Annotated in this window: 26 protein-coding genes; all 26 read left to right on the top strand. The window is 61.6% G+C overall.

The window, feature by feature from the left end; translation table 11 throughout:
- The first annotated feature begins 2 nt into the window (after positions 1-2).
- On the top strand, positions 3-311 hold the full coding sequence (gene rpsJ, locus HNQ65_RS04285; protein WP_184338231.1) for a 30S ribosomal protein S10: 309 nt from the start codon (positions 3-5) through the stop codon (positions 309-311).
- 37 nt (positions 312-348) lie between these two features.
- Positions 349-999, top strand: a complete 651-nt coding sequence (gene rplC / locus HNQ65_RS04280; RefSeq protein WP_184338230.1) for a 50S ribosomal protein L3 — start codon at positions 349-351, stop codon at positions 997-999.
- A 17-nt stretch (positions 1,000-1,016) separates the two neighbouring features.
- Entirely contained in the window at positions 1,017-1,628 is a 612-nt protein-coding gene (rplD, locus tag HNQ65_RS04275) for a 50S ribosomal protein L4 (protein WP_184338229.1), read from the top strand.
- Positions 1,629-1,630: 2 nt separating this feature from the next.
- The gene (gene rplW / locus HNQ65_RS04270; RefSeq protein ID WP_184338228.1) at positions 1,631-1,915 is read left to right on the top strand and encodes a 50S ribosomal protein L23; all 285 of its coding nucleotides are present in this window, start codon (positions 1,631-1,633) and stop codon (positions 1,913-1,915) included.
- Positions 1,916-1,952: 37 nt separating this feature from the next.
- On the top strand, positions 1,953-2,792 hold the full coding sequence (gene rplB / locus HNQ65_RS04265; protein ID WP_184338227.1) for a 50S ribosomal protein L2: 840 nt from the start codon (positions 1,953-1,955) through the stop codon (positions 2,790-2,792).
- A gap of 24 nt (positions 2,793-2,816) precedes the next feature.
- Complete coding sequence (gene rpsS / locus HNQ65_RS04260) at positions 2,817-3,095, top strand: 30S ribosomal protein S19 (RefSeq protein ID WP_184338226.1); 279 nt, start codon at positions 2,817-2,819, stop codon at positions 3,093-3,095.
- A gap of 22 nt (positions 3,096-3,117) precedes the next feature.
- Positions 3,118-3,897 (top strand): hypothetical protein, encoded by a 780-nt coding sequence (locus tag HNQ65_RS04255; RefSeq protein ID WP_184338225.1) that lies wholly within the window; start codon positions 3,118-3,120, stop codon positions 3,895-3,897.
- A gap of 25 nt (positions 3,898-3,922) precedes the next feature.
- Complete coding sequence (gene rplV / locus HNQ65_RS04250; protein WP_184338224.1) at positions 3,923-4,363, top strand: 50S ribosomal protein L22; 441 nt, start codon at positions 3,923-3,925, stop codon at positions 4,361-4,363.
- A gap of 33 nt (positions 4,364-4,396) precedes the next feature.
- On the top strand, positions 4,397-5,176 hold the full coding sequence (rpsC, locus tag HNQ65_RS04245; RefSeq protein ID WP_184338223.1) for a 30S ribosomal protein S3: 780 nt from the start codon (positions 4,397-4,399) through the stop codon (positions 5,174-5,176).
- 46 nt (positions 5,177-5,222) lie between these two features.
- Entirely contained in the window at positions 5,223-5,645 is a 423-nt protein-coding gene (gene rplP / locus HNQ65_RS04240) for a 50S ribosomal protein L16 (protein ID WP_184338222.1), read from the top strand.
- An 18-nt stretch (positions 5,646-5,663) separates the two neighbouring features.
- Positions 5,664-5,882, top strand: coding sequence for a 50S ribosomal protein L29 (gene rpmC / locus HNQ65_RS04235; RefSeq protein ID WP_184338221.1), 219 nt, complete (start codon positions 5,664-5,666; stop codon positions 5,880-5,882).
- Positions 5,883-5,916: 34 nt separating this feature from the next.
- Positions 5,917-6,201 carry a 30S ribosomal protein S17 gene (gene rpsQ, locus HNQ65_RS04230; RefSeq protein WP_184338220.1) on the top strand — a complete coding sequence of 95 codons (285 nt, stop codon included), beginning with the start codon at positions 5,917-5,919 and terminating at the stop codon, positions 6,199-6,201.
- Between the two features lie 40 nt (positions 6,202-6,241).
- Positions 6,242-6,610 carry a 50S ribosomal protein L14 gene (gene rplN, locus HNQ65_RS04225; protein ID WP_184338219.1) on the top strand — a complete coding sequence of 123 codons (369 nt, stop codon included), beginning with the start codon at positions 6,242-6,244 and terminating at the stop codon, positions 6,608-6,610.
- A gap of 5 nt (positions 6,611-6,615) precedes the next feature.
- Positions 6,616-6,900, top strand: coding sequence for a 50S ribosomal protein L24 (gene rplX, locus HNQ65_RS04220; protein WP_184338218.1), 285 nt, complete (start codon positions 6,616-6,618; stop codon positions 6,898-6,900).
- A 93-nt stretch (positions 6,901-6,993) separates the two neighbouring features.
- Positions 6,994-7,578 (top strand): 50S ribosomal protein L5, encoded by a 585-nt coding sequence (rplE, locus tag HNQ65_RS04215; RefSeq protein ID WP_184338217.1) that lies wholly within the window; start codon positions 6,994-6,996, stop codon positions 7,576-7,578.
- A gap of 27 nt (positions 7,579-7,605) precedes the next feature.
- On the top strand, positions 7,606-7,995 hold the full coding sequence (gene rpsH, locus HNQ65_RS04210; RefSeq protein WP_184338216.1) for a 30S ribosomal protein S8: 390 nt from the start codon (positions 7,606-7,608) through the stop codon (positions 7,993-7,995).
- 23 nt (positions 7,996-8,018) lie between these two features.
- A complete protein-coding gene (gene rplF / locus HNQ65_RS04205) occupies positions 8,019-8,558 on the top strand; it encodes a 50S ribosomal protein L6 (RefSeq protein ID WP_184338215.1) in 540 nt (179 codons plus the stop codon).
- Positions 8,559-8,573: 15 nt separating this feature from the next.
- Positions 8,574-8,933: a 50S ribosomal protein L18 gene (gene rplR / locus HNQ65_RS04200; RefSeq protein ID WP_343076550.1), complete on the top strand. Its 360-nt coding sequence runs from the start codon at positions 8,574-8,576 to the stop codon at positions 8,931-8,933.
- 20 nt (positions 8,934-8,953) lie between these two features.
- Positions 8,954-9,559, top strand: coding sequence for a 30S ribosomal protein S5 (gene rpsE, locus HNQ65_RS04195; protein ID WP_184338213.1), 606 nt, complete (start codon positions 8,954-8,956; stop codon positions 9,557-9,559).
- Positions 9,560-9,587: 28 nt separating this feature from the next.
- Positions 9,588-10,028, top strand: a complete 441-nt coding sequence (rplO, locus tag HNQ65_RS04190; RefSeq protein WP_184338212.1) for a 50S ribosomal protein L15 — start codon at positions 9,588-9,590, stop codon at positions 10,026-10,028.
- 96 nt (positions 10,029-10,124) lie between these two features.
- On the top strand, positions 10,125-11,627 hold the full coding sequence (secY, locus tag HNQ65_RS04185) for a preprotein translocase subunit SecY (protein ID WP_184338211.1): 1,503 nt from the start codon (positions 10,125-10,127) through the stop codon (positions 11,625-11,627).
- 20 nt (positions 11,628-11,647) lie between these two features.
- Positions 11,648-12,484: a type I methionyl aminopeptidase gene (map, locus tag HNQ65_RS04180; RefSeq protein WP_184338210.1), complete on the top strand. Its 837-nt coding sequence runs from the start codon at positions 11,648-11,650 to the stop codon at positions 12,482-12,484.
- An 868-nt stretch (positions 12,485-13,352) separates the two neighbouring features.
- The gene (locus HNQ65_RS04175) at positions 13,353-14,615 is read left to right on the top strand and encodes an MdtA/MuxA family multidrug efflux RND transporter periplasmic adaptor subunit (protein WP_184338209.1); all 1,263 of its coding nucleotides are present in this window, start codon (positions 13,353-13,355) and stop codon (positions 14,613-14,615) included.
- Between the two features lie 27 nt (positions 14,616-14,642).
- Positions 14,643-17,747, top strand: a complete 3,105-nt coding sequence (locus HNQ65_RS04170) for a multidrug efflux RND transporter permease subunit (protein ID WP_184338208.1) — start codon at positions 14,643-14,645, stop codon at positions 17,745-17,747.
- Positions 17,744-20,866: an efflux RND transporter permease subunit gene (locus HNQ65_RS04165; RefSeq protein ID WP_184338207.1), complete on the top strand. Its 3,123-nt coding sequence runs from the start codon at positions 17,744-17,746 to the stop codon at positions 20,864-20,866. The genes HNQ65_RS04170 and HNQ65_RS04165 overlap by 4 nt, the downstream gene beginning before the upstream one ends.
- Positions 20,863-22,272 (top strand): efflux transporter outer membrane subunit, encoded by a 1,410-nt coding sequence (locus HNQ65_RS04160; protein WP_184338206.1) that lies wholly within the window; start codon positions 20,863-20,865, stop codon positions 22,270-22,272. Before HNQ65_RS04165 ends, HNQ65_RS04160 begins: the two co-directional genes overlap by 4 nt.
- Positions 22,273-22,400 lie beyond the last annotated feature (128 nt).

Genomic DNA, 22,400 nt, shown 5'->3' with positions numbered 1-22,400 from the left:
TCATGAATAATCAACGCATCAGAATCCGCCTCCGCGCCTATGACTATCGCGTGCTCGACAAGAGCACCGCCGACATCGTCGAAACCGCGAAGCGCACCGGCGCGCGTGTCGCAGGCCCCATCCCGCTGCCCACCCGCATCGAGAAGTACACCGTGAACCGTTCTCCGCACGTGGACAAGAAGTCCATGGACCAGTTCGAAATCCGCACGCACAAGCGCCTGCTTGACATCGTGGACCCCACCTCCCGCACCGTGGACGAGCTCAAGAAGCTCAACCTGCCCTCCGGTGTGGACATCACCATCAAGATCTAAGGCGGATCATTACAATTAAACACAGGAGGACACATTCATGAGTCTCGGATTGATCGGCAAAAAACTCGGCATGACCAAGGTCTATGACGCCAAAGGAGATGCAGTCTCCGTCACGGTGGTCGATGTCAGCGGCAACACCATCCTTCAGGTGAAGCGCAGCGACGGCAAGGACAAGTACAGCGCTGTCCAGGTCGGCTACGGTGAGCAGACCAAGGAATCCCGCGTCAGCAAGCCCCTGCTGGGCCACTTCAAGAAGCACGGCAGCAGCGCCAAGCGCATCGTCAAGGAATTCCGCATCGCCAGCGACGACCAGCTTCCCGCTGCAGACGCCAAGCTTGACGCCAGCATCTTCAGCAACGGCCAGATCGTTGACGTCATCGGCAACACCAAGGGTAAAGGTTTCCAGGGCGTTGTGAAGCGCTGGAACTTCAGTGGCCAGCCCGCCACCCACGGTCACATGATGCACCGTCGAACCGGTTCCATCGGCTGCCGTCTCACCCCCGGCCTTGTGTGGAAGAACCAGAAGATGCCCGGCCACGATGGCACCACCCGCTGCACCACGCAGAACCTGGTCGTCGTCCAGAGCCGCCCTGAAGAAGGCATCCTTCTCATCAAAGGCGCCCTCCCCGGCAACACTGGCAGCATCGTTGTGGTGCGCCCCGGCAAGAAGGCCGTCGCCAAGAAATAACCCTGAGGAACTGAACCATGTCCGCGACCATCCTTTCAGCTGACGCCGCCAAGGCGGCCAACATCCAACTGACCGAGGGCTACAAAGGCTCCCAGGCTCTCAACGACGTCCTTGTCGCCTACCGCGCCAACCGCCGTCAGGGCAATGCCCACACCAAGAATCGCTCCGAAGTTTCCGGCTCCGGCAAGAAGCTCTGGAACCAGAAGGGCACCGGTAACGCCCGTATGGGTTCCAAGCGCTCCCCTATCTGGAGCGGCGGCGGTGTCGTCTTTGGTCCTCGTAACACCACTGTGTGGGCCAAGAAGACCACCAAGAACACCCGCAAGCTTGCTCTTCGTGCCGCCCTCACCGCCCGCATTCTGGACGGCGAAGTGATCACCACCGGCAGCTTTGCTGTCGCCGATGGCAAGACCAAGAGCTTCATCGCTGCTGTCAACGGCCTGACTACCGCCAAGAACGTGCTTCTTATCGGTAAAGGCTTTGATGAACTTACCTTCCGCGCCGGCCGCAACGTGCAGAACGTGCAGCTCATCTCCGCCGACGAAGTCAACGCCGAGCACCTCCTCCGCTACCGCAGCGTCGTGGTGACCGGAGACGCCCTTGAAACCCTTGCCAAGAGGACCGCCTGATCATGAAAGACCTTCATAAAGTCATCAAAACCATCCGTCTCAGCGAAAAAGCCACGCTGCTGGGCGAGAAAAACAACGAGTACGTGTTCTCCGTCGATGTCGATGCCACTAAGATCGACATCAAGCAGGCCATCGAAAAGCTCTTTGGCAAAAAAGTCACCGGTGTCCGCACTGCGAACTATGACGGCAAGGCCCGTCGTGAGCGCCGCGCAGATTACGGACGCACCAACCACTGGAAGAAAGCCATCGTCCGTCTCAAGGATGGTGAGAAGTTCGACCTCGCGTAAACCCAGGCACGCAACCCTTTAACTTTATTCTAACGTCATGGCGCTGAAAACTTTCAAGCCTACCACGCCCACAAATCGCTACAAAGAGTGGAACTCCTTCGAGGAGATCACCAAGCACTCTCCTGAAAAGAGCCTCACTGTGGCCCTTCGTAAGAGCGGTGGTCGTAACAACACTGGTCGCATCACCTGCCGTCACATCGGTGGTGGTCACGACAAGCGTTACCGCCTCATCGACTTCAAGCGCGCCCGCCGTGATGAAGCCGCCAAGGTTGTCGGTATCGAATACGATCCGAACCGCTCCGCCCGCATCGCCCTTATCGAGTACAAGGATGGCCAGCGCGCTTACATCCTCGCCCCCAACGCCCTCACTGTCGGTGCTTCCGTCATGGCCGGCGAAAAGGCTGCTCCTGATCTTGGCAATGCCCTTCCTCTGAGCAAGATCCCCCTCGGTACCTCGATCCACAACATCGAGCTCACCCCCGGCAAAGGCGGCGTCGTCGCCCGTGCTGCTGGCCAGGCTGCTGTCCTTTCCAACCGCGAAGGCGACTTCGCCCTGGTGCGCATGCCCTCCGGTGAAATCCGCAAGATCCTCGCCGTGTGCTACGCCACGATCGGCCAGGTCGGCAATGTGGAACACATGAACGTCGTCAGCGCCAAGGCCGGCCGCACACGCTGGCAGGGCACCCGCCCGACCGTCCGCGGTATGTGTATGAACCCGATCGACCACCCGAACGGTGGTGGTGAAGGCCGCTCCAAATCCGGTGGTGGTCGCCAGCACCTGCTCAGCCCCTGGGGCCACGCGAAAGGTGAGAAGACCCGCAACAAGAAGAAGGCCACGAACAAGCTCATCATCCAGAGCCGTCACGCCAAGAAGTAATCCACTCCTCACTCACGCACTCACATGGCACGCTCTCTTAAAAAAGGTCCCTTCGTTCAGCAGGCCCTCCTCGACAAGGTGGACAAGCTCAACGACGCCAAGCAGAAACGCCCCATCAAGACCTGGGCCCGTTCCTCCATGGTCACTCCTGACCTCGTCGGACACACCTTCCTTGTTCACAACGGCAAGGACTTTGTCTCCGTCTATGTCACTGAAAACATGGTCGGTCACCGTCTTGGCGAGTTTGCCCTGACCCGTCTGTTCAAGTCTCACGGTGCTGTCACCGTCAAGGCCGCCAAGTAATTCCTGAGCCTCGAGCCCCTAGATGTCACTCCGCGCTTCCATCACTTTCACTTCACTCTCGCTGCTTCTCGTGGCGGGTGTCGTGGGTGTGCGTGCGGATGACAAACTCGAGAATCAGGAACTGCACCTCTCGCTGCAGGTTGCCGCCGCCAAGATCCAGGCCCAGGACGCCGCTCTTCTTGCCGCCAAGGACAAGAACGACGCCCTGGCCCAGAGCGCCGCTGCCGCCAACGCTGAAAGCGCCGAACTCAAGGAGCGCTATGAAAAGCTGCGCGGCCTTGTGGAAGGCCTCGGCCTCGGCGCCCTCGAAAGCTCCAAGGATCAGACGCAGGATCGCCTCCTCGCCGCTCTCAGTGATCTCCGTATCATGAAGGAGCAGCGCGATGAGCTGGCCAGCTCCCTCATCGAGCTCGCAGAGTCCGGCATGGGCCTCATGAAGACTGCGCAGAATGCCGACCCCGCCGCTGCCGACCGCCTCAACCGCGCCATCACTCAGGCTGATGCCGCGCTCGTCAAGGCTGGTGGCAATGCCCAGGGACAGGCTGCTGCAGATCTCCAGAATGCCCGCATCGTCAGCGTGAAAGGGGAGCTCGGCATCGCCGTCCTCTCCGTCGGCGCCAAGGATGGTGTCAAGCCCGGCATGCCTTTTGAAATCTATCGCGAAGACAAGCCTGTCGCCAAGGTGCTTGTCACTGAAGTTCGCAACACTGTCTGTGGCGCTGTGGTCCAGGAACTGGCCGCTGCCAATGATCCCGTCCGTGTTGGTGACCGGGGTCGCGTCGATCTCAACAAATCTCTTTAACGAAGTCCAGAACCCCCCACGCTTTATGTCCGTCCGCTCCGTCCTCAAATACGCCAGGATCTCCTCGCAGAAAGCCCGCCAGGTTACTCGTGCCATCACCGGCATGCCCGTCAATCAGGCGCTGAGCGTTCTCGACTTCACCCCGAAAAAGGCCGCCTTCCTCGTCGGCAAGACTCTCCGCTCCGCCATCGCGAACGCTGAGAACAACCACGAACAGGATGCCTCCGAGTTCATCGTTCAGTCCGCAGTGGCCACCCCTGGACCCGCCCTGAGCCGCATCATGCCACGCGCCCGTGGCTCCGCCGCCCCCATCAAGAAGCGCATGACCCACATCACCGTGGTCATCGGTGCTCCCAAGGCTGAAGAAGCCAAGGCTGAAGGCGAGAAGAAGGCTCCTAAGTCCGCCCGCCGCAGCGCTCCCGCCAAAAAGAAGGCGGCCGCCAAATCCAAGAAAGCTTCCGAATAACCGCAACGCCACCGAACCGCACCTCTTCACTTTATGGGACAGAAAGTAAATCCGATCGGCTTCCGCCTCGCAGTCAGCAAAGACTGGCGCTCCAAGTGGTACGCACCTGAAAAGGAATATGCAGACTCGCTTCACAGCGACCTCGCCATCCGTGCCTACCTCAAGGAAAAGCTCATGCAGGCCGCCATCTCCAAAATCGTGATCGAGCGTGCTTGGAACCAGGTCCGCGTCACGCTTCACACCGCCCGCCCCGGCCTCGTCATCGGCCGCAAGGGACAGGAAATCGACGTCATGAGCCAGAAGGTCTCCGAGATGTGCGGTGGCAAGCAGGTGAAGATCGACATCTTCGAAATCAAGCAGCCTGAGCTCGACGCCCAGCTCGTCGCAGAAGCCGTGGCCGTGCAGCTTGAGCGCCGTATCTCCTTCCGCCGCGCCATGAAGCGCTCCGTGCAGACCGCCATGGACATGGGTGCCGACGGCATCCGTCTCCGCTGCGCCGGCCGTCTCGGTGGTGCTGACATCGCCCGCGCCGAGTGGTACCGCCAGGGCAAGGTGCCTCTTCAGACCCTTCGTATCCCGATCGACTATGGCTTCGCCGAAGCTCGCACCGTTTACGGCATCATCGGCGTCAAGTGCTGGATGAACCGTGGCAACGCCCCTGAAGGCGTTTCCCGCCCCTCCGGCGAGCGCCGCCCGCGTCGTGACGACCGTGGTGACCGCCGTCCTGGTGGCCCCGGCCCCCGTGGTGGTGACCGTGGCCGTGGTGGCCAGGGTGGTGGTGCTCCCGCCCCCGCTCCTGCAGCCCAGGCATAACACGCCTTCTTTCCTGAACTAAACCCTTTCCTCCGGACCGAGATTTATGGCCCTTCTTCCAAGCAGAGTAAAATATCGCAAATCGCAGCGCGGCAATCGCGGCGGCAACGCCACCAGCGGCAACAAGTTGGACTTTGGTGACTTCGGTCTCCAGACCCTTGAGCGCGGCTGGGTGAAAAACATCCACATCGAAGCCTGCCGTGTCGCCATCACCCGCTTCCTCAAGCGTAAAGGCAAGGTCTTCTGCCGCATCTTCCCGCACAAGCCTGTCACCCAGCGCCCGCCGGAAGTCCGAATGGGTAAAGGTAAGGGCTCCCCGGAATTCTGGGTCGCCGTGGTCCTCCCCGGCCACATGCTCTTCGAAATCTCCGGTGTGAACGAAGCCACCGCCCGCGAGGCCTGCCGTCTGGCAGCAACGAAGCTCGGCATCCGCTGCCGCTTCGTCAGCCGCGAAAGCCTGCATAAATAATCAACGCGTACTGACTCTATGAAGATCAAAGAACTCCGTGAATCATCTGTGGAAGAGCTCTCCGCCCGTCGTCGTGAGCTCAAGCAGGAGGCCCTGAACCTCCGCGTGCAGCAGAGCGCCGGTGGTGGCCAGCTCGAAAACCCGGCCCGCCTCACCCACATCCGTCGCGAAATCGCCCGGATCGAAACCATCATCAACGAGCGCGCCCGTGCCGCGGCCGCCAAGAAGGCCGCCTGATCACGGTCCCTAACCACTGAAGCATTTTTATATCATGAGCGAGACCAACGCAGCAGCCCCTGCAGCCACCGACAAAACACCCGTGCGCAAAACGCGCGTCGGCGTCGTGGTGTCCGACAAAATGACGAAGACCATCGTCGTGAAAGTCGAACGCCGCGTTCCGCACCCGATCTTCAAGAAGATCGTGCGCAAGACCTCCAAGTTCTACGCCCACGACGAAAACGGCCAGGCCAAGATCGGGGACAAGGTCCTCATCGCCGAAACCCGCCCGCTTTCCAAGCTGAAGCGCTGGGAACTCGTGGAAGTGCAGAAGCACTAGTCCCTCACTCTGAAACCTTAACTTACAGGAGACACAGCTTATGTTGCAAATGGAGTCCTCTATCCCGGTGGCTGACAACACCGGCGCCCGTCTGGCCACAATGATTGGCGTGCTCGGGAAGAAAAACACCCGCTTCGCCTATGTCGGCGACATCATCACCGCCCACGTTCGCGAGTCCACCCCGACCGCAGCCGTGAAGAAGGGCGAAGTCGTGCGCGCCGTTATCGTCCGCACCTCCCACCCCATCCGCCGTGGCGATGGATCCATCCTTCGTTTTGACCGCAATGCCATGGTCATCATCGACAAGGACAACAACCCGCGCGGCACCCGCATCTTTGGCCCTGTGGCCCGTGAGCTGCGCGACAAGAACTTCATGAAGATCGTTTCCCTCGCACCCGAAGTGCTGTAATCCCCATGAGCCGTATCAAGACCCACGTAAAAAAAGGCGATAACGTCGTCGTCATCTCCGGCGCCGCCAAAGGTGCTCAGGGCGTCGTCCTCGAAGTGCAGCCTGCCAAGAACCGCGTCCTCGTCGAAGGCGTGCGTATGATCAAGAAGGCCGTCAAGCCCACCCAGCAGAATCAGGCTGGTGGTTTCCAGGACAAAGAAGGCCCCATCCACATTTCCAACGTGAAGCGCGTCGAAGCGCCCGCGAAAGAAGCAAAAAAGAAAGTTGCGAAGAAGAAGGCCAAGGCCTAAGTCTCGCCCCCCCATTTGTCTCCCCCCCCGCCATCGCCGCACCACTCCTGGTGCGGTCATCGAGGGAAAGGAGGCACAGCCCAAAACTGAACCATGGAACACGTACTCCAAACCCTCTATAAGCAGAAGCGCACTGAGCTGAAATCCCAGCTCGGTCTTGCCAATATCCATCAGGTCCCCCAGCTGCAGAAAATCGTCGTCAACTGCTCCATCGGCAGCCAGGGCGAGCGCAAGCAGGCGATCGAAGACGCCGTGAATGAAGTGACCCTCATCACCGGCCAGAAGCCCGTCATCACCAAGAGCAAGAAGGCCATCGCCAATTTCAAGCTCCGCCAGGGTGAAAATGTCGGCGTCAAGGTCACCCTTCGTGGTGGCAAGATGTATGACTTCATGATGCGTCTCGTGCGCACCGCCATCCCCCGCATCCGTGACTTCCGCGGTGTCGCCCCCCGTGCCTTTGACGGTCGTGGCAACTACACCCTTGGCGTCTCCGAGCAGTCGATCTTCCCTGAAATCGAACTCGACAAGATCAAGCGTCCGCTGGGCTTTGACATCACCTTCGTCACCAGCACCAACAATGACGATCACGCACGTGAAATGCTGCGCGCACTGGGCATGCCCTTCCGCACACGCACCGCGCAGAAGAAGGAAGAAGGCGCTGAAGCAGCCGCCGCATAACCCACGCACCAGGACACACTCAGCGTCATGAACGACCCGATTTCTGATTTTCTCACCCGCATCCGCAACGCCTGCGCAGCCCAGCAGGAGCAGGTGTTCATCCCTTTCTCCAAGATGAAGGCTGAACTCGCCCGCATCCTTCAGGAAGAAGGCTACATCTGGAGCTACGAGACCGACACCTCCGCAGCCCATCCGCGCCTTAAGCTCAAGCTTAAGTATCAGGACAAGGCTTCCGTGATTCGCAGCCTTGACCGCGTCAGCAAGCCCGGTCTGCGCAAGTACGTCGGCAGCACCGAGATTCCCCGCGTTCTCGGCGGCCTCGGCATCTCCATCCTTTCCACCTCGCGTGGCATCATGACTGGTGCCAAGGCCCGCAAGGCCAAAGTCGGCGGTGAGCTCCTCGCCACCGTCTGGTAAACCTCCAACCCGTCGCAATTCTCATGTCACGCGTAGGCAAACAAATCATCAACATTCCGGACAAGGTCACCATCAAGCTTGGCGCTGACCGCTCCGTCGAAGTCAAAGGCCCCAAGGGCGAACTCGCATGGACCCTTCCTGCTGGCGTTCAGGTCGCCGCAGATGCCAAGACCATCAACGTCACCCGCGAGTCTGAAGACCGCAAGGTGCGCGCCCTCCACGGCACCACCCAGCGCCTCATCAGCAACATGCTCATCGGCGTCAGCCAGGGCTACACCCGCAACCTCGAAATCCACGGCGTGGGTTTCCGTGCCGCGGTGAAGGGGACCAACATTGATCTCCAGCTCGGCCAGTCCCATGATCGTCTCCATCCCATCCCAAAGGGTGTGAAGGTGACCGTCACTGAAAACACCAAGATCGCCATCGAAGGCATCGACAAGCAGGTCGTCGGCCAGCTTGCCGCAGACATCCGCGCCTACTACCCGCCGGAGCCCTACAAGGCCAAAGGCGTGCGCTATGCAGGCGAACACATCCGCCGCAAAGCCGGCAAGTCCGTCAAATAACCTTCGAGGATACTCATCATGGCTCTTACCAATCGCAAAGAAATCCGCGCTCGCATTCACAAGCGCATCCGCCGCAAGCTCAGCGGCACCGCCGAGCGTCCCCGCCTCGCAGTTTACTTCTCCAACACGAACGTCTACGCCCAGATCATCGACGATGCTGCGCAGAAGACCATCGTTTCCGCCTCCACCAAGGAGAAGGGCTACGGAGCAGGCAAGGCGAACATCGAACACGCCACCAAGGTGGGCGCACTCCTCGCCGAGCGCGCCATCGCCAAGAACGTCACCGAGGTCGTTTTCGACCGCGCTGGCTTCATCTACCACGGCAAGGTCAAGGCTCTGGCTGACGCCGCCCGTGAAAAAGGTCTCAAATTCTAATCCTCCGCACCTCTCCTACTATGTCCGAAGAAACAGCAACTATCGAGAGCGCGGCCAAGGAAGCCGCCGCAGAGGCCCAGGTTCCCGCATCCCAGCCCCAGCAGACTTTCTCTTCCTTCCGTCGTGACGACCGCGGTCCTCGCGAAGTGGACGGTGTGGAAAAAGTCGTCCACATCAACCGTTGCGCCAAGGTCGTCAAAGGCGGCCGTCGCTTCAGCTTCAGCGCGCTCGTCGTTTCCGGCGACGCCAAGGGCAAGGTTGGCTGCGGATTTGGCAAGGCCAACGAAGTTTCCGACGCCATCAAAAAGGCAACGGAAGCCTCCCGCAAGAACCAGTTCTCCGTCGTCCTCAAGGACAGCACCATCCCTCATGAAGTGACGGGTGCCCACGGTGGCGGCCACATCCTCCTCAAGCCCGCAGCCCCTGGTACCGGCATCATCGCCGGTGGTGGTGCCCGCGCCGTGCTTGAAGCCGCAGGCGTCAAGGACGTCATCGGCAAGTCCCTCGGCTCCAGCAACCACGCCAACGTCGTGCGTGCCACGCTGGCCGCCCTCACCGCCCTGCGCCCCGCAGATGAGATCCTCCGCTCCCGCGGCAAGGAGATCAAGGAGCGCAAGGCCCTCTGATTGAATCCTTTTTCCTCTTTTCATTTTCATGCAACTCCAAGACGTCAAACCCCGCCCCGGCGCCAAGAAGAGCCGCAAGCGCATTGGCTGTGGCGAAAGCTCCGGTCATGGCAAAACCTCCTGTAAGGGACACAAGGGCCAGATGGCCCGTGCAGGCCGTGGCATCCGCCCTGGCTTTGAAGGTGGCCAGATGCCGATGCACCGCCGTCTCCCCAAGAAGGGCTTTAACAACGCCCTTTTCCAGGACGCCATTGAAGTCGTGAATGTCGGTGAGCTCAACGCCTTCGACGACGGCGCTGTGATCAACGAAGCCGCTCTTCGTGAAGCCGGCCTCGTCTCCCGCACCTGCGACATCATCAAGATCCTCGGCTCGGGAGATCTCTCCCGCAAGCTGACCATCCAGGGCGCGAAAGTCAGTGCCTCCGCCCGTGAAAAGATTGAAAAAGCCGGCGGTTCCATCGCTGCCTGATTTTTTCTCCCCTTAACCAACCTCTTTGATGGGCCGGTTTCCCCGCAGCGTCTGCTGTCAGGATTCTGGCCCATCTTCGCTTAGAGCCATTCTCTCATGATCTCTGCCTTTGCCAACAGCTTCAAAGTCCCCGAACTTCGCTCGCGCATTCTCTTCACCCTGGCGATGATTGTCATCGTCCGCATCGGTGCCTCCATCACGCTTCCGGGCGTCGATCCCACGGTGCTCAATGCCTGGATCGAAAACAAGGCGGGAGACAACGCCTCCGGAGCCGCCCAGGTGGCAGCTCTGCTCAACATCTTCAGCGGCGGCGGCCTGCAAAACTGCGCCATCTTCGCCCTTGGCATCATGCCCTACATCAGCGCCAGCATCATGCTGCAGCTTCTCACTGCTGTGTGGCCTCCTCTGAGCAAGATGGCCCGTGAAGAAGGCGGCCGTCAGAAGATCACCCAGTACACCCGCATCGCCACCATCGTGCTTTGCGTGTTCCAGTCCTGGCTCCTCGCCCAGTCTCTGGCAGATCCTCAGCAGAATTACCTTATGGCAGGCCTGCAGGATGCCATCGACAAACTCGGCGGCCGCCCGCTCGTGCCCAACTACGGCTACGGCTTCCTCTTTACCAGCGTCATCACCATCACCGCCGGAACCATGCTCATGATGTGGTTGGGCGAGCAGATCACTGATCGCGGCATCGGCAACGGTGTTTCCATCCTCATCTGCGTCAACATCGTCTCCGACCTTCCCGGTGCCCTCATCCAGGTGTGGCAGACCTTCGTCGGCAGCGTCAAGGCCAGCCCCTCCAGTGCCTTCACCCTCGTGCTGCTCATGGGCTTCATGATCCTCGTCATCGCAGGTGTCATCGCCCTCACGCAGGCCACGCGCCGCATCGCCATCACCTACGCCAAGCGCGTCGTCGGCCGCAAGGTCTATGGCGGTCAGACGCAGTATCTTCCCCTGAAGATCAATTATTCCGGCGTCATGCCCATCATCTTCGCCCAGGCTATCCTGCTTTTCCCCTCCACCATTCTCGCCTCCCTCTTCAAGGACGTGAACTGGATCCAGAAGATGGCCCTCTTCGTGAGCAGCGGCTGGGTGTACTACGTCGCCTCCTCCCTCCTGATCTTCTTCTTCAGCTACTTCTGGGTGGCCACCATGTTCCAGCCCACGCAGATCTCTGAAGACCTCAAGAAGAGCGGCGGCTACATCCCGGGCATCCGCCCTGGCAAGCCCACCGCCGACTTCCTCGACTTCACCATGAGCCGCCTCACCTTTGCAGGCGCCATCTTCCTCACCGGCCTGTATGTCATGCCTGGCATGGTCAGCTCCCTCATGAAGATCTCCAGCTCCGCTGCGCAGTTCTTCGGCGGCACCAGCCTGCTGATCCTCGTGGGCGTCGTGCTCGATGTCATGCGCCAGGTGGAAACCCATCTGCTGCAGAGCCACTATGACGGCTTCCTCAAGAAGGGCCGCATCCGTGGCCGTGTGGACCGTGTGCAGCAGGGCGTTCGCCCCATGGACTCCAAGACCATCGTCATCCTCTGGGTCGTCCTGGCTGCCATCGTGCTCATCGGCGTCGCTTACAAACTCATGCTCAAGTAGTGAGCCACCTCGAGCGCGTCATGGCCTTTCTTAAACCGGGAAGCATTCCCATCCGCCACGGCGCGCAGCAGCAGGGCATCCGCAGAGCCTGCCAGGTCGCGCGCGATGTTCTCATCAGAACCGCCTCACAGGTCGCCGTGGGCATCACCACGGCCGAGGTCGACCGCTTTGCCGCCGCAGAGATCAAAGCCTGCGGTGCCACCAGCGCCTTCCTGGGCTACGGTCGCGACAAGTTTCCTGGCAACATCTGCATCTCCATCAACGAAGAGGTGGTGCATGGCATCGGTGGACCTCGCGTGATTCAGGACGGCGATGTCGTCAAGATCGACGTCGGTGTGCATTACGATGGCTGGGTGGGCGACAACGCCCTCACCGTTCCTGTCGGCAATGTCGCCCAGGAAACGCTTCATCTCCTCGCCGCCACCGAAGAATCCCTCCTCAATGCCGTGAAATACGCGCGTGACGGCTGGATGCTCGGAGACCTCTGCCATAGCGTGGAGCACCACGTGAAGCAGTACGGTTACAGCGTCGTGCGCGAGTTCGTCGGTCACGGCGTCGGCCGCAAGCTGCACGAAGAGCCTCAGGTGCCAAACTATGGCAAAAAAGGCGAGCGCCCCCGTCTCAAGGCAGGCATGACGCTTGCCATCGAGCCCATGATCAACCTCGGTACCGGCAAGACCCGTGTGCTTGAGGACAAGTGGACGGTCATCACCCTGGACCGCAAGCCCAGCGCACACTACGAGCATGTCGTTCTCGTCACCCCTGACGAGCCCGAAATCCTCACCGCCCGTGGTCGCATGTTCCCCAAAGGCGTCGCCGACCTCACCCCGCGTCCGGTTTCCGAGCTGGGGATGTAGACCAGTTCTCGAAAAGCCTGTCACATTGCCCGAGCGGCGGAGCGGCCCCAGTGGCTGCGTTGGTCGCTTGCCTGTTATTTTTAAATAGCAGGCGGCGCTCCCGCCTTGCCACTGGGGCCGCTGCGCTCGCCGGTTCAATCGGACATTCTTTTCGAGAACAGGTCTAAAGAACGGCAACAGCCGCTTTCGCCGGTTGCTGCAGCACTTCGTCATCAGCCTGTCTGCTGCATGATGTACAGTCGCGTTCTTTTTTTGCTCTCAGCGGCTCGTCAGGCTGCAAACCTGTCATGATTCATCATCAAATGGTAGGTCATGCTATGTTTAGGGTCATTACTTCGCCTGATGCAGCCGTACCTGGAGCGAGGCCGCAGCAAAGCGCGCTGCCGCATTGAATTTGACGCTCCGCGAGCATGCTGGCCCATTCGGCGTGGTCGCGAAGTTGCCAGGTGCAGGCCTGCATCGCAGCCACCGCTTTCCGACGGCCAGGTGAGGGAACAGAGCCTGTGGACTTCCGGTGGCAGCGGCTCACGTGGGCACTCGCCCTTCGGGCAGCTTGCAACTGTCTATCTTCGCTTCAGTACGATTCCAAATCATCACCATCCAAACTCCGCACTCTAAACCAAAAACTGCTTGGTTCTGAGGGAGTGGCTGTGAGAGCGTTCGCGCTCAGCGCCACAGGGTTTAGGCATTGGCCTTGTGTGACTAGTGCAGGCAGGGACAGCACAATAACGGCTCTTTTTTTTTCTTGGCCTTTCCTGCTGCTGGACTGCTACTTAGCCCTTGGCAGATTCGTAGTTCTGCGTGCGGCTGCCTAAAACTAAGCCTTTGATGCTTGGTTATATATCCGTGTGCGATCCGACCCCCAGACATGAACGAACCCACCCCTTCTACCAATCCGCCGTCAGCTAAAGGACGCGCCGGATGCTTCATCATCATCTTTCTAGCCCTTGCCGGGGGCGGCTGGCTGTGGATGCACCGTCCCGAGCCTGCGGCTGCCGGAGCGCCTGGGGGCAGGGGAATGCGTGGCGGCACGGCTGCCGTCACGGTGGGAGAAGTGAAGCAGGAGAATTTTGACGAATGGGTCAGCCTCGCGGGCACCGTCACGCCGCTATATGTGGTCACCGTGCGCAGCCGTGTGGACGGCCAGCTGGACAAGGTGCACTTCGTCGAAGGCCAGATGGTCAAAGCTGGCGACCTGTTGGCGGAGATCGACCCGCGCCCTTTCCAGGTGGCACTTGATCAGGCCAAAGGCCAGCTCGAACGCGATGAGGCGCTGCTGGCCAATGCCCACAAAGACATGGACCGCTACACCATGCTGCTCAAGCAGGACTCTATCGCCCGACAGCAGGTGGACACCCAGGCTTCGCTGGTGCGTCAGTATGATGCCGCGCTCACCTCAGACCGCGCCGCTGTGGCCAGCGCGGCCTTGCAGCTCAGCTATACTAAAGTCACCGCACCGCTCACCGGCCGCGTGGGCCTGCGCCAGGTGGACCCGGGCAATATGATCCGCTCCACTGATGCCAATGGGCTGGTCATCATCACGCAGATGGACCCCATCGGCCTCATTTGCAACATCCCCCAGGAGCGCGTGGATGCTGTGCGCAGGCGCCTGGCTTCCGGAGACAAAGTGCAGGTGGAAGCCGTGGACAAGGAAATGAACAAGCTGCTCGGCCGCGGCCACCTGCTCACCACCGACAACCAGATCGACCTCACCTCCGGCACGCTCAAGCTCAAGGCGCAGCTGCCCAATGCCGAAAGCCTGCTGTTCCCGAATCAGTTTGTCATTGCACGTCTGCTCGTGAACACGATTCCCAATGCCACCGTGGCACCGGCTAATGCCATCCAGCGCGGAGCCAAAGGTGCCTATGTCTATGTGCTGCAGGAGGCCGAGAGCACCGTCAGCATGCACACCGTCACCACCGGCCCCACGCAGGGGGATCGCGTGCTTATCACTGAAGGCCTGAAGCCTGGAGACAAAGTCATCACCCAGGGAGTGGACCGCCTGCGCGAAGGCGCCAAGGTCGAGGTCATCATCCCTGGCAAGCCACCTGCTGGCAGGCTGGCCAAGAGCGGCGATCAAGACAAGGCAAAAGGGCAGGGGAAAGGCGACAAAGCCGCCATGCTTCCCTGATGACGGCCACCGCCTAAGCTTCTCCGCATGAACCCCTCACGCATCTTCATCGAGCGGCCCGTAGCCACCACGCTGCTGATGGTGGCCGTGCTGTTGGTGGGCGGCCTTGCCTATCGCCTGCTGCCAGTTTCCGCGCTGCCGCAGGTGGACTACCCTACCGTCCAGGTTGTCACGCTTTATCCCGGTGCAGGTCCGGAGGTCATGACGTCCTCGGTTACCGCGCCGCTGGAGCGCCAGTTTGGGCAGATGCCCGGTCTCGCGCAGATGTACTCCATCAGCAGCGGCGGCTCCTCTGTCATCACCTTGCGCTTCACTCTTGGGCTCAAGCTCGACATTGCCGAGCAGAGCGTGCAGGCCGCCATCAATGCCGCGACCACGCTGCTGCCCACCGACCTGCCCAACCCGCCGGTTTATAACAAGGTCAACCCTGCCGACGCGCCCATCATCACGCTGGCGCTCACCTCGCAGTCGCTGCCGCTCATCAAGGTGCAGGATGCCGCAGACACGCGCCTCGTGCCCAAGCTCTCGCAGATCTCCGGTGTGGGCCTTGTCTCCCTCAGCGGCGGCATGCGCCCCGCCGTGCGCATTCGAGCCAATCCGGTGGCGCTTTCAGCACGCGGCCTCAGCACCGAGGATCTGCGCGCGGCCATCTCCACCGGCAATGTGAACCAGCCCAAGGGCGGCTTCGACAGCGCCACGCGCAGCAGCACCGTGGATGCCAATGACCAGCTCATCTCCGCAGACGACTACCGCAATCTCGTCATCGCCTGGCGCAACAACGCCCCCGTGCGTGTCATCGACGTGGCCGACGTGGTGGATGAGGCGGAAAACGTACGCCTCGCCGCCTGGGCGGATGTGCAGCCCGCCGTGGTGGTGAATGTGCAGCGCCAGCCCGGTGCCAACGTCATCGAGGTGGCGGACCGCATCAAAGCGCTGATCCCCAAGCTGAAGGAAAACCTGCCCAAGGCTGTGGACGTGCAGCTCCTCACCGACCGCACCACCACCATCCGCGCCTCCGTGGAGGACGTGCAGTATGAGCTCCTGCTTTCCATCGTGCTGGTGGTCGCCGTCATCTTTGTCTTCCTGCGCAGCGTCAGCGCCACCATCATTCCCGCCGTGGCCGTGCCGCTCTCACTCGTCGGCACCTTTGCTGTCATGTGGGTCTGCGGCTTCAGCTTGAACAACCTCACGCTCATGGCCCTCACCATCGCCACCGGTTTCGTGGTGGATGACGCCATTGTGATGATTGAAAACATCGCGCGCTACATCGAGGCGGGAGACTCCGCCATGGAGGCTGCTTTGAAAGGTGCGCGCCAGATCGGCTTCACCATCATCTCCCTCACGCTCTCGCTCATTGCCGTGCTCATTCCGCTGCTCTTCATGCAGGACGTGGTGGGCCGCCTGTTCCGCGAGTTCGCCATCACGCTGGCCATCTCCATCGTCATCAGTGCCATCGTCTCGCTCACCCTCACGCCCATGATGTGCGCACGCCTGCTCCGGCATGGAGGGGAGGGGCCCATCGCGCAGATGGTATCGCGTGGCTTTGATGCCATCATCGCCCTCTATGGCCGCGTGCTGCGTGTCGTGCTCAATCACGGCGCCACCACCATGCTCGTTTTCATCGCCACGCTGGTGGCCACCGGCGTTCTCTATGAGAGCGTGTCCAAGGGCTTCTTCCCTCTGCAGGACACCGGGCTCATCCAGGGCTTTGTGGAGGCTCCGCAAAATGTGTCCTTCTCCGCGCTCGGGCGCAGGCAGCAGGCACTGGCGCGGTTGATCCTCGAAGACAATGCCGTGCAGAGCGTCTCCTCCTTCATCGGGGTGGATGGCGTCAACACCACGCCCAACACCGGCCGCCTGCTCATCAATCTGCGCCCCCGCCATGAGCGCGACGCCACCGCCATGCAGGTGGTGCGCCGCCTGCAGGACAAGGCCAACCGCCTGCCCGATGTGCAGCTCTACCTTCAGCCTGTGCAGGATCTCAACATCGAAGACCGCGTTAGCCGCACGCAGTTCCAGTTCACCTTGCAGTCTCCCGACATCGAGTCTCTCCAGGACTGGACGCACGCGCTGGTGGAGGAGTTGCGCGAGTCTCCACTGCTCGCTGATGTGGCCGATGATCTTCTTGATCGCGGCCTGCAGGCGCGTGTCATCATCGACCGCGAGACCGCCAGCCGTCTTGGCGTTACCGTCGCGGCGATTGATGCTGCGCTTTACAATGCCTTTGGTCAGCGCCTCGTCTCCACCATCTTCACCCAGAGCGGGCAGTACCGCGTGGTGCTGGAGCATGACCTGGAGTTTCAGGAAGGGCTGGCCGCTTTTGACCAGGTGCGCGTGCCATCAACCAGCGGGCAGCAGGTGCTGCTGAATGCCGTGGCCAAGATCGTCGAGGAGCCCGCCACGCTCGCGGTCGCACATCAGGATCAGTTTCCCGCCGCCACCGTGTCGTTCAATCTCGCGCACGGTGTCTCCCTCGGTGCCGCCGTGGCGGAGATCCAGCGCATCAAAAACGAGATCAACATGCCCGACAGCATCGAGACCGCCTTTGCCGGCACCGCGCTCGCCTTCCAGAGCGCGCTAAGCAATCAGCTCCTGCTTATCCTAGCCGCCGTGGTCGTCATGTACCTCGTGCTCGGCATTTTGTATGAGAGCTTCATCCACCCGCTCACCATTCTTTCCACGCTGCCCTCCGCCGCCGTGGGTGCGCTGCTGGCGCTCAAGCTCACAGACAGCGAGCTCGGCGTCATGGCCATCATCGGCATCGTGCTGCTCATCGGCATCGTGAAAAAGAACGCCATCATGATGATCGACTTCGCCATTGAGGCCGAGCGCGAGCACAACATGTCCCCCCGCGAGGCCATCTACCAGGCCTGCCTGCTGCGCTTCCGCCCCATCCTCATGACGACGCTGGCTGCGCTGCTCGGTGCACTGCCGCTCATGATCGGCCATGGGGAGGGCTCCGAGCTGCGCCATCCGCTGGGCCTTACCATGGTGGGCGGCCTGCTCTTCAGCCAGCTCCTCACACTTTTCACCACGCCGGTCATCTATCTCATCTTTGACCGCTTTGCTCCCTCCGCCCATCGCAGACAGGCGGCGGAGCAGACGGCCGTCGCCAGCCCCGCCATCGCATGAGTTTTACAGACACCTTCATCCACCGGCCCGTGGCGACGACGCTCGCCACGCTGGCGGTCGCATTGGCGGGTGCCCTGGCCTACACCAGTCTGCCGGTGTCTCCGCTGCCGCAGGTGGACATGCCCTCCATCTCCGTCTCCGCTTCGCTGCCCGGTGCCAGTCCGGAGACCATGGCCGCCACCGTGGCCACGCCGCTGGAGCGTGCGTTGGGGCGCATCGCCGGTGTCACGGAGATGACCTCTTCGTCCTCCATGGGCGTCACCAGCATCAGCCTGCAGTTTGACATCAGCAGGGATGTGGACAGCGCCGCACGCGATGTGGAGGCCGCCATCAATGCCTCCCGCAGCCTGCTGCCCACCGGCATGCCGGGAAATCCGACGTACCGCAAGATGAACACGGCGGACTCTCCCATCATGATCATGGCGCTGACCTCGGACGTGGCCACGCCCGGGCAGATGTACGACGTGGCCTCCACCGTCATCGCGCAAAAGATCTCGCAGGTGGACGGCGTGGGAAATGTCAGCATCGGCGGCAGCTCGCTGCCCGCCGTGCGCGCCACCATGAACATGCCCGCTCTCACGCGCGCCAATCTGACCATGGAGGATGTGCGTGCTGCCATCACCAGCGCCAATGTGACACGGCCCAAGGGCATCGTGGAAGACCGCAGCCACCGCTGGCAGGTGGTGGCCAGCGACCAGCTCTCCAAGGCCGAGGAGTACAAAAACGTCATTGTCAGCTACAGCAATGGAGCCGCCGTGCGTCTCGCGGATCTTGGAGAGGTCACTGACGCCGTTCAGGACGCCTTCAATTACGGCAGCACCAATGGCAAGACATCCGTCTCCTTTGTCGTCTTCCGTCAGGCCGGGGCCAACATCATCGAGGTGGTGGACAAGATCAAAGCCCTCATGCCGCGGCTCAAGGCCATGATCCCGGCGGCCATGAATCTGGAGATCACCATGGAGCGCACCATCACCATCAAGGCCTCCATTGATGACGTGCAGCATTCGCTTCTCATTGCCATCGCGCTGGTGGTGCTGGTGGTGTTTGCCTTCCTGCGCCGCGCTCGCGCCACCCTTATTCCCGGCGTGGCCGTGCCCGTCTCCCTGCTGGGCACCTTCGGGGTCATGTACCTCTGCGGCTACAGTTTGGACAATCTCTCCCTCATGGCCCTCACCATCAGCACCGGCTTTGTGGTGGACGACGCCGTGGTGGTGCTGGAAAACATCACTCGCCACATCGAAAACGGCATGCCTGTCATGGAGGCCGCGCGGCGCGGCACGCGGGAGGTTACCTTCACCGTCATCTCCATGAGCATCTCCCTGGTGGCGGTGTTCATTCCCATTCTTCTGATGGGCGGGCTCATGGGGCTGCTCTTCCGCGAGTTTGCCGTGGTGCTCTCCGTGGCCATCGCCGTGTCTCTCGTGGTCTCACTCACCACCACGCCCATGATGTGCGCACGCATGGTCAGGGCGGATCCGCATGATCACAAGCCCGGCTTCTTTGCCCGCTTTTCGGAGGGCATCTTCCTCTGGATTCAGTCCTTCTACGCCTACACGCTGCACATCGCGCTGCGCCACCGCTGGCTCACGCTCTGCTCTCTTCTCGGCATCGTGGGTCTCACCGGCTGGCTCTACGTCACCATCCCCAAGGGCTTCTTTCCCCAGCAGGACAACGGCCTCCTCATCGGCAGCATCAGTGCCGACCAGAACATCTCCTTCCAGGCCATGCGCGACAAGATCATCACGATCTCCAACCTCGTGCAAAACGACCCCGCCGTGGCCAAGCTCAATGCCAGCTGCGGCTCAGACTCCCGCATGGGCGGCCCCAAAAACACCGGCCGCGTGTTCGTAGCGCTCAAGCCCCTGGCCGAGCGTGAGCCGATGGACGCCATTCTTGCCCGCTTCCGTGGCAAGCTCTCCAAAATTCCCGGTGCCATGCTGCTGCTCATGCCCTCGCAGGATCTGCGCATCGGCGGCCGCTCCAGCCGTGCGCTGTATCAGTACACCCTCATGGCCAATGACGTGGCCACCCTCCGCAGTGTGGAGCCCAAGGTGCGTCTGGCGCTGCTGGGACTCAAGGAGCTCACTGATGTGAACAGCGACTTTGAAGACAAGGGCACCGTGACCCGCCTCGTGGTGGACCGCGATGCCTGCGCCCGCATTGGCGTGACCATGCAGTCCGTGGATGCCGCGCTCAACAGCTCCTTTGGCCAGCGCATGGTCTCCACCATCTATGCGCCGCTGAACCAATATCGCGTCATTTTGGAGGCCTCACAAAACGACGACGCAGGCGCACTCGAGCATGTGATGGTGCGCACTACCTCCGGCAAGCTGGTGCCGCTGAATCAGCTCGCCCGCTGGGAGGCCGCGCCCGCACCGCTTTCCATCAGTCATCAGGGGCAGTTCACCGCGCTCACCTTCTCCTTCAATGTGGCTCCCGGCACCTCCTTTGCCCAGGCCACTGAAGCGGTGACGGAAACCGTGGACAAGCTGAACCTGCCAGAAGATGTGCAGCGCATCTTTGCCGGCACGGCGGGCGCTTTCCAGGCCTCGCTGAACAACCAGCCCATCCTCATCCTCACCGCGCTCATCGTCATCTACCTCGTGCTGGGCATTCTCTACGAGAGCTTTCTGCACCCGCTCACCATCCTCTCCACGCTGCCCTCTGCCGGGGTGGGCGCGCTGCTGGCGCTCTATGTCTTTGGCATGGACTTCAATGTCATGGCCATGATCGGCATCTTCCTCCTCATCGGCATCGTGAAAAAGAACGCCATCATGATGATCGACTTCGCGCTGCAGACAGAGCGCGAGCGCGGGCTCGATTCCTTCCAGGCTATCTACGAGGCCTGCCAGCTGCGCCTGCGCCCCATTTTGATGACCACCGCCGCCGCGCTGCTGGGCGCACTGCCGCTGGCCTTTGGCACCGGTGTGGGCTCCGAGCTGCGCCGCCCGCTGGGCATCGCCGTGGTGGGCGGGCTCATCGTCAGCCAAGTGCTCACGCTTTACACCACGCCGGTTGTCTATCTCTTTCTCGACAGCCTGCGGCTGCGCTTCCTGAAAAAACACCACATCTCGCCCGTAACGCATCCTGTCTCTGCTCCCGCTCCCGCTGCACTATGATGACCCGTTTCCTTCTCCCGCTGCTCACGCTGGCAGCCGCTGGCTGCAGTTTCTCACCCAAAAAGCAGGCTCCGGCCATGAAGCTGCCTGCTCATTTCAAGGAGAGCAAAGAGTGGAAGGTGGCGGTGCCCGCAGACCATCTGCCGCGTGGCAGCTGGTGGTCCATCTTCCATGACCGGGACCTCGACGCCATCATGCAGAGCCTGGAGGTGTCCAACCAGTCCCTCCAGTCCGCTGTGGCCAAGGCGCAGCAGACCTCCGCATTGCTCACCGCCGCCAAGTTTGCCTTCCTGCCCACGGCCTCCACCAGCGCCGACTACACGGTGAACATGAGTGGTGCCCTCGGTGGTGGCGGCAGTGCAAACTCCATCAATGCGGCCAGGGCAGGATCTGGGGTGAAGAAGATCCAGTCCATCAGCGGCCAGGCCAGCTGGGAGATCGACATCTGGGGCCGTCTGCGCCACAGCGCCAAGGCCACCAAGGCCGACTCCGAAGCCGCCAGGGCCGATGTGGAAACCATGCGCCTCACCCTGCAGGCGCAGGCCGCGCAGAGCTACTTCACGCTGCGTGCCGCAGATGCCCAAAAAAACCTCCTGGAGCGCCAGGTGGCCAGCTATGCCAAGTCTCTGGAGCTGACCCAAAACCGCAAGGCCCAGGGCGTTGCCTCCGAGGCAGACGTGGCCCTCGCCGCCACCCAGCTCGCCACCGCACGCGCTGCACTCATCGATGTGGGCGTCAATCGCGCCACTATGGAGCATGCCATTGCCGTGCTTACGGGGCGCACTCCGGCGGACTTTGGGCTGAAGCCCGCCACGCTGTCCACCCACATCCCCGGCCTGCCCTCCAATGCGCCCTCCACGCTGCTGCAGCGCAGGCCGGACATCGCTGCGGCGGAGCGCCGTGTGGCTGCCGCCAATGAGCGCATCGGTGCTGCCATCGCCGCCTTCTTTCCCACCATCTCCTTCAGTGCCTCCTCCGGCTGGCGCGCTTTGACCAATCTCCTCGCGCAGGGAAACAACTACTGGTCCTTTGGACCCGACGCCACCTTCAACCTGCTCGACAGCGGCCAGCGCATCGCCGCCAAGGCCCAGGCGGACGCCACCTGGCGTCAGACCGTGGCTGACTACCGCCAGGCCGTGCTCACCGCCATGCAGGAGACCGAGGACGCGCTCTCCACCCTGCGCATCCTCGCCGCTGAATCCCAGGCACAGGACGAAGCCGTGCGCGCTGCCCGCGAGAGCGAGCGCATCGCCGTCAACCAGTATCAGGCTGGCACGCTGAGCTACATCAATGTCACCACAGCCCAGGCCTCCGCGCTGAATGCCGAAGTCAGCGCCATCAACATCCGCTCCCGCCGCCTTTTGGCCACCGTGGCCCTCGTGAAGGCACTCGGCGGCGGCTGGTGAGCCACTCCGTATCGTCTCAACTCTCCCCTCGTATGCGGGGGTGGGAGCAAAATTACGGTTTCCAAGCCGGAAAATGGCGTCAACTTTCCGCTCCGGCCTAATTTCCTGCCGTGCCCGCTCGTTCCAAC

Origin of the sequence: Prosthecobacter vanneervenii (assembly GCF_014203095.1) — a bacterium.
GTDB classification, from domain to species: Bacteria; Verrucomicrobiota; Verrucomicrobiia; order Verrucomicrobiales; family Verrucomicrobiaceae; genus Prosthecobacter; species Prosthecobacter vanneervenii.
This window is presented reverse-complemented; position numbering and strand designations above follow the sequence as displayed.

What these genes read in the sequence shown, in the direction of transcription:
- rpsJ (WP_184338231.1), top strand. Translation starts at nt 3, where the DNA reads ATGAATAATCAACGCATCAGAATCCGCCTCCGCGCCTATGACTATCGC.
- rplC (WP_184338230.1), top strand. Translation starts at nt 349, where the DNA reads ATGAGTCTCGGATTGATCGGCAAAAAACTCGGCATGACCAAGGTCTAT.
- rplD (WP_184338229.1), top strand. Translation starts at nt 1,017, where the DNA reads ATGTCCGCGACCATCCTTTCAGCTGACGCCGCCAAGGCGGCCAACATC.
- rplW (WP_184338228.1), top strand. Translation starts at nt 1,631, where the DNA reads ATGAAAGACCTTCATAAAGTCATCAAAACCATCCGTCTCAGCGAAAAA.
- rplB (WP_184338227.1), top strand. Translation starts at nt 1,953, where the DNA reads ATGGCGCTGAAAACTTTCAAGCCTACCACGCCCACAAATCGCTACAAA.
- rpsS (WP_184338226.1), top strand. Translation starts at nt 2,817, where the DNA reads ATGGCACGCTCTCTTAAAAAAGGTCCCTTCGTTCAGCAGGCCCTCCTC.
- HNQ65_RS04255 (WP_184338225.1), top strand. Translation starts at nt 3,118, where the DNA reads ATGTCACTCCGCGCTTCCATCACTTTCACTTCACTCTCGCTGCTTCTC.
- rplV (WP_184338224.1), top strand. Translation starts at nt 3,923, where the DNA reads ATGTCCGTCCGCTCCGTCCTCAAATACGCCAGGATCTCCTCGCAGAAA.
- rpsC (WP_184338223.1), top strand. Translation starts at nt 4,397, where the DNA reads ATGGGACAGAAAGTAAATCCGATCGGCTTCCGCCTCGCAGTCAGCAAA.
- rplP (WP_184338222.1), top strand. Translation starts at nt 5,223, where the DNA reads ATGGCCCTTCTTCCAAGCAGAGTAAAATATCGCAAATCGCAGCGCGGC.
- rpmC (WP_184338221.1), top strand. Translation starts at nt 5,664, where the DNA reads ATGAAGATCAAAGAACTCCGTGAATCATCTGTGGAAGAGCTCTCCGCC.
- rpsQ (WP_184338220.1), top strand. Translation starts at nt 5,917, where the DNA reads ATGAGCGAGACCAACGCAGCAGCCCCTGCAGCCACCGACAAAACACCC.
- rplN (WP_184338219.1), top strand. Translation starts at nt 6,242, where the DNA reads ATGTTGCAAATGGAGTCCTCTATCCCGGTGGCTGACAACACCGGCGCC.
- rplX (WP_184338218.1), top strand. Translation starts at nt 6,616, where the DNA reads ATGAGCCGTATCAAGACCCACGTAAAAAAAGGCGATAACGTCGTCGTC.
- rplE (WP_184338217.1), top strand. Translation starts at nt 6,994, where the DNA reads ATGGAACACGTACTCCAAACCCTCTATAAGCAGAAGCGCACTGAGCTG.
- rpsH (WP_184338216.1), top strand. Translation starts at nt 7,606, where the DNA reads ATGAACGACCCGATTTCTGATTTTCTCACCCGCATCCGCAACGCCTGC.
- rplF (WP_184338215.1), top strand. Translation starts at nt 8,019, where the DNA reads ATGTCACGCGTAGGCAAACAAATCATCAACATTCCGGACAAGGTCACC.
- rpsE (WP_184338213.1), top strand. Translation starts at nt 8,954, where the DNA reads ATGTCCGAAGAAACAGCAACTATCGAGAGCGCGGCCAAGGAAGCCGCC.
- rplO (WP_184338212.1), top strand. Translation starts at nt 9,588, where the DNA reads ATGCAACTCCAAGACGTCAAACCCCGCCCCGGCGCCAAGAAGAGCCGC.
- secY (WP_184338211.1), top strand. Translation starts at nt 10,125, where the DNA reads ATGATCTCTGCCTTTGCCAACAGCTTCAAAGTCCCCGAACTTCGCTCG.
- map (WP_184338210.1), top strand. Translation starts at nt 11,648, where the DNA reads ATGGCCTTTCTTAAACCGGGAAGCATTCCCATCCGCCACGGCGCGCAG.
- HNQ65_RS04175 (WP_184338209.1), top strand. Translation starts at nt 13,353, where the DNA reads ATGAACGAACCCACCCCTTCTACCAATCCGCCGTCAGCTAAAGGACGC.
- HNQ65_RS04170 (WP_184338208.1), top strand. Translation starts at nt 14,643, where the DNA reads ATGAACCCCTCACGCATCTTCATCGAGCGGCCCGTAGCCACCACGCTG.
- HNQ65_RS04165 (WP_184338207.1), top strand. Translation starts at nt 17,744, where the DNA reads ATGAGTTTTACAGACACCTTCATCCACCGGCCCGTGGCGACGACGCTC.
- HNQ65_RS04160 (WP_184338206.1), top strand. Translation starts at nt 20,863, where the DNA reads ATGATGACCCGTTTCCTTCTCCCGCTGCTCACGCTGGCAGCCGCTGGC.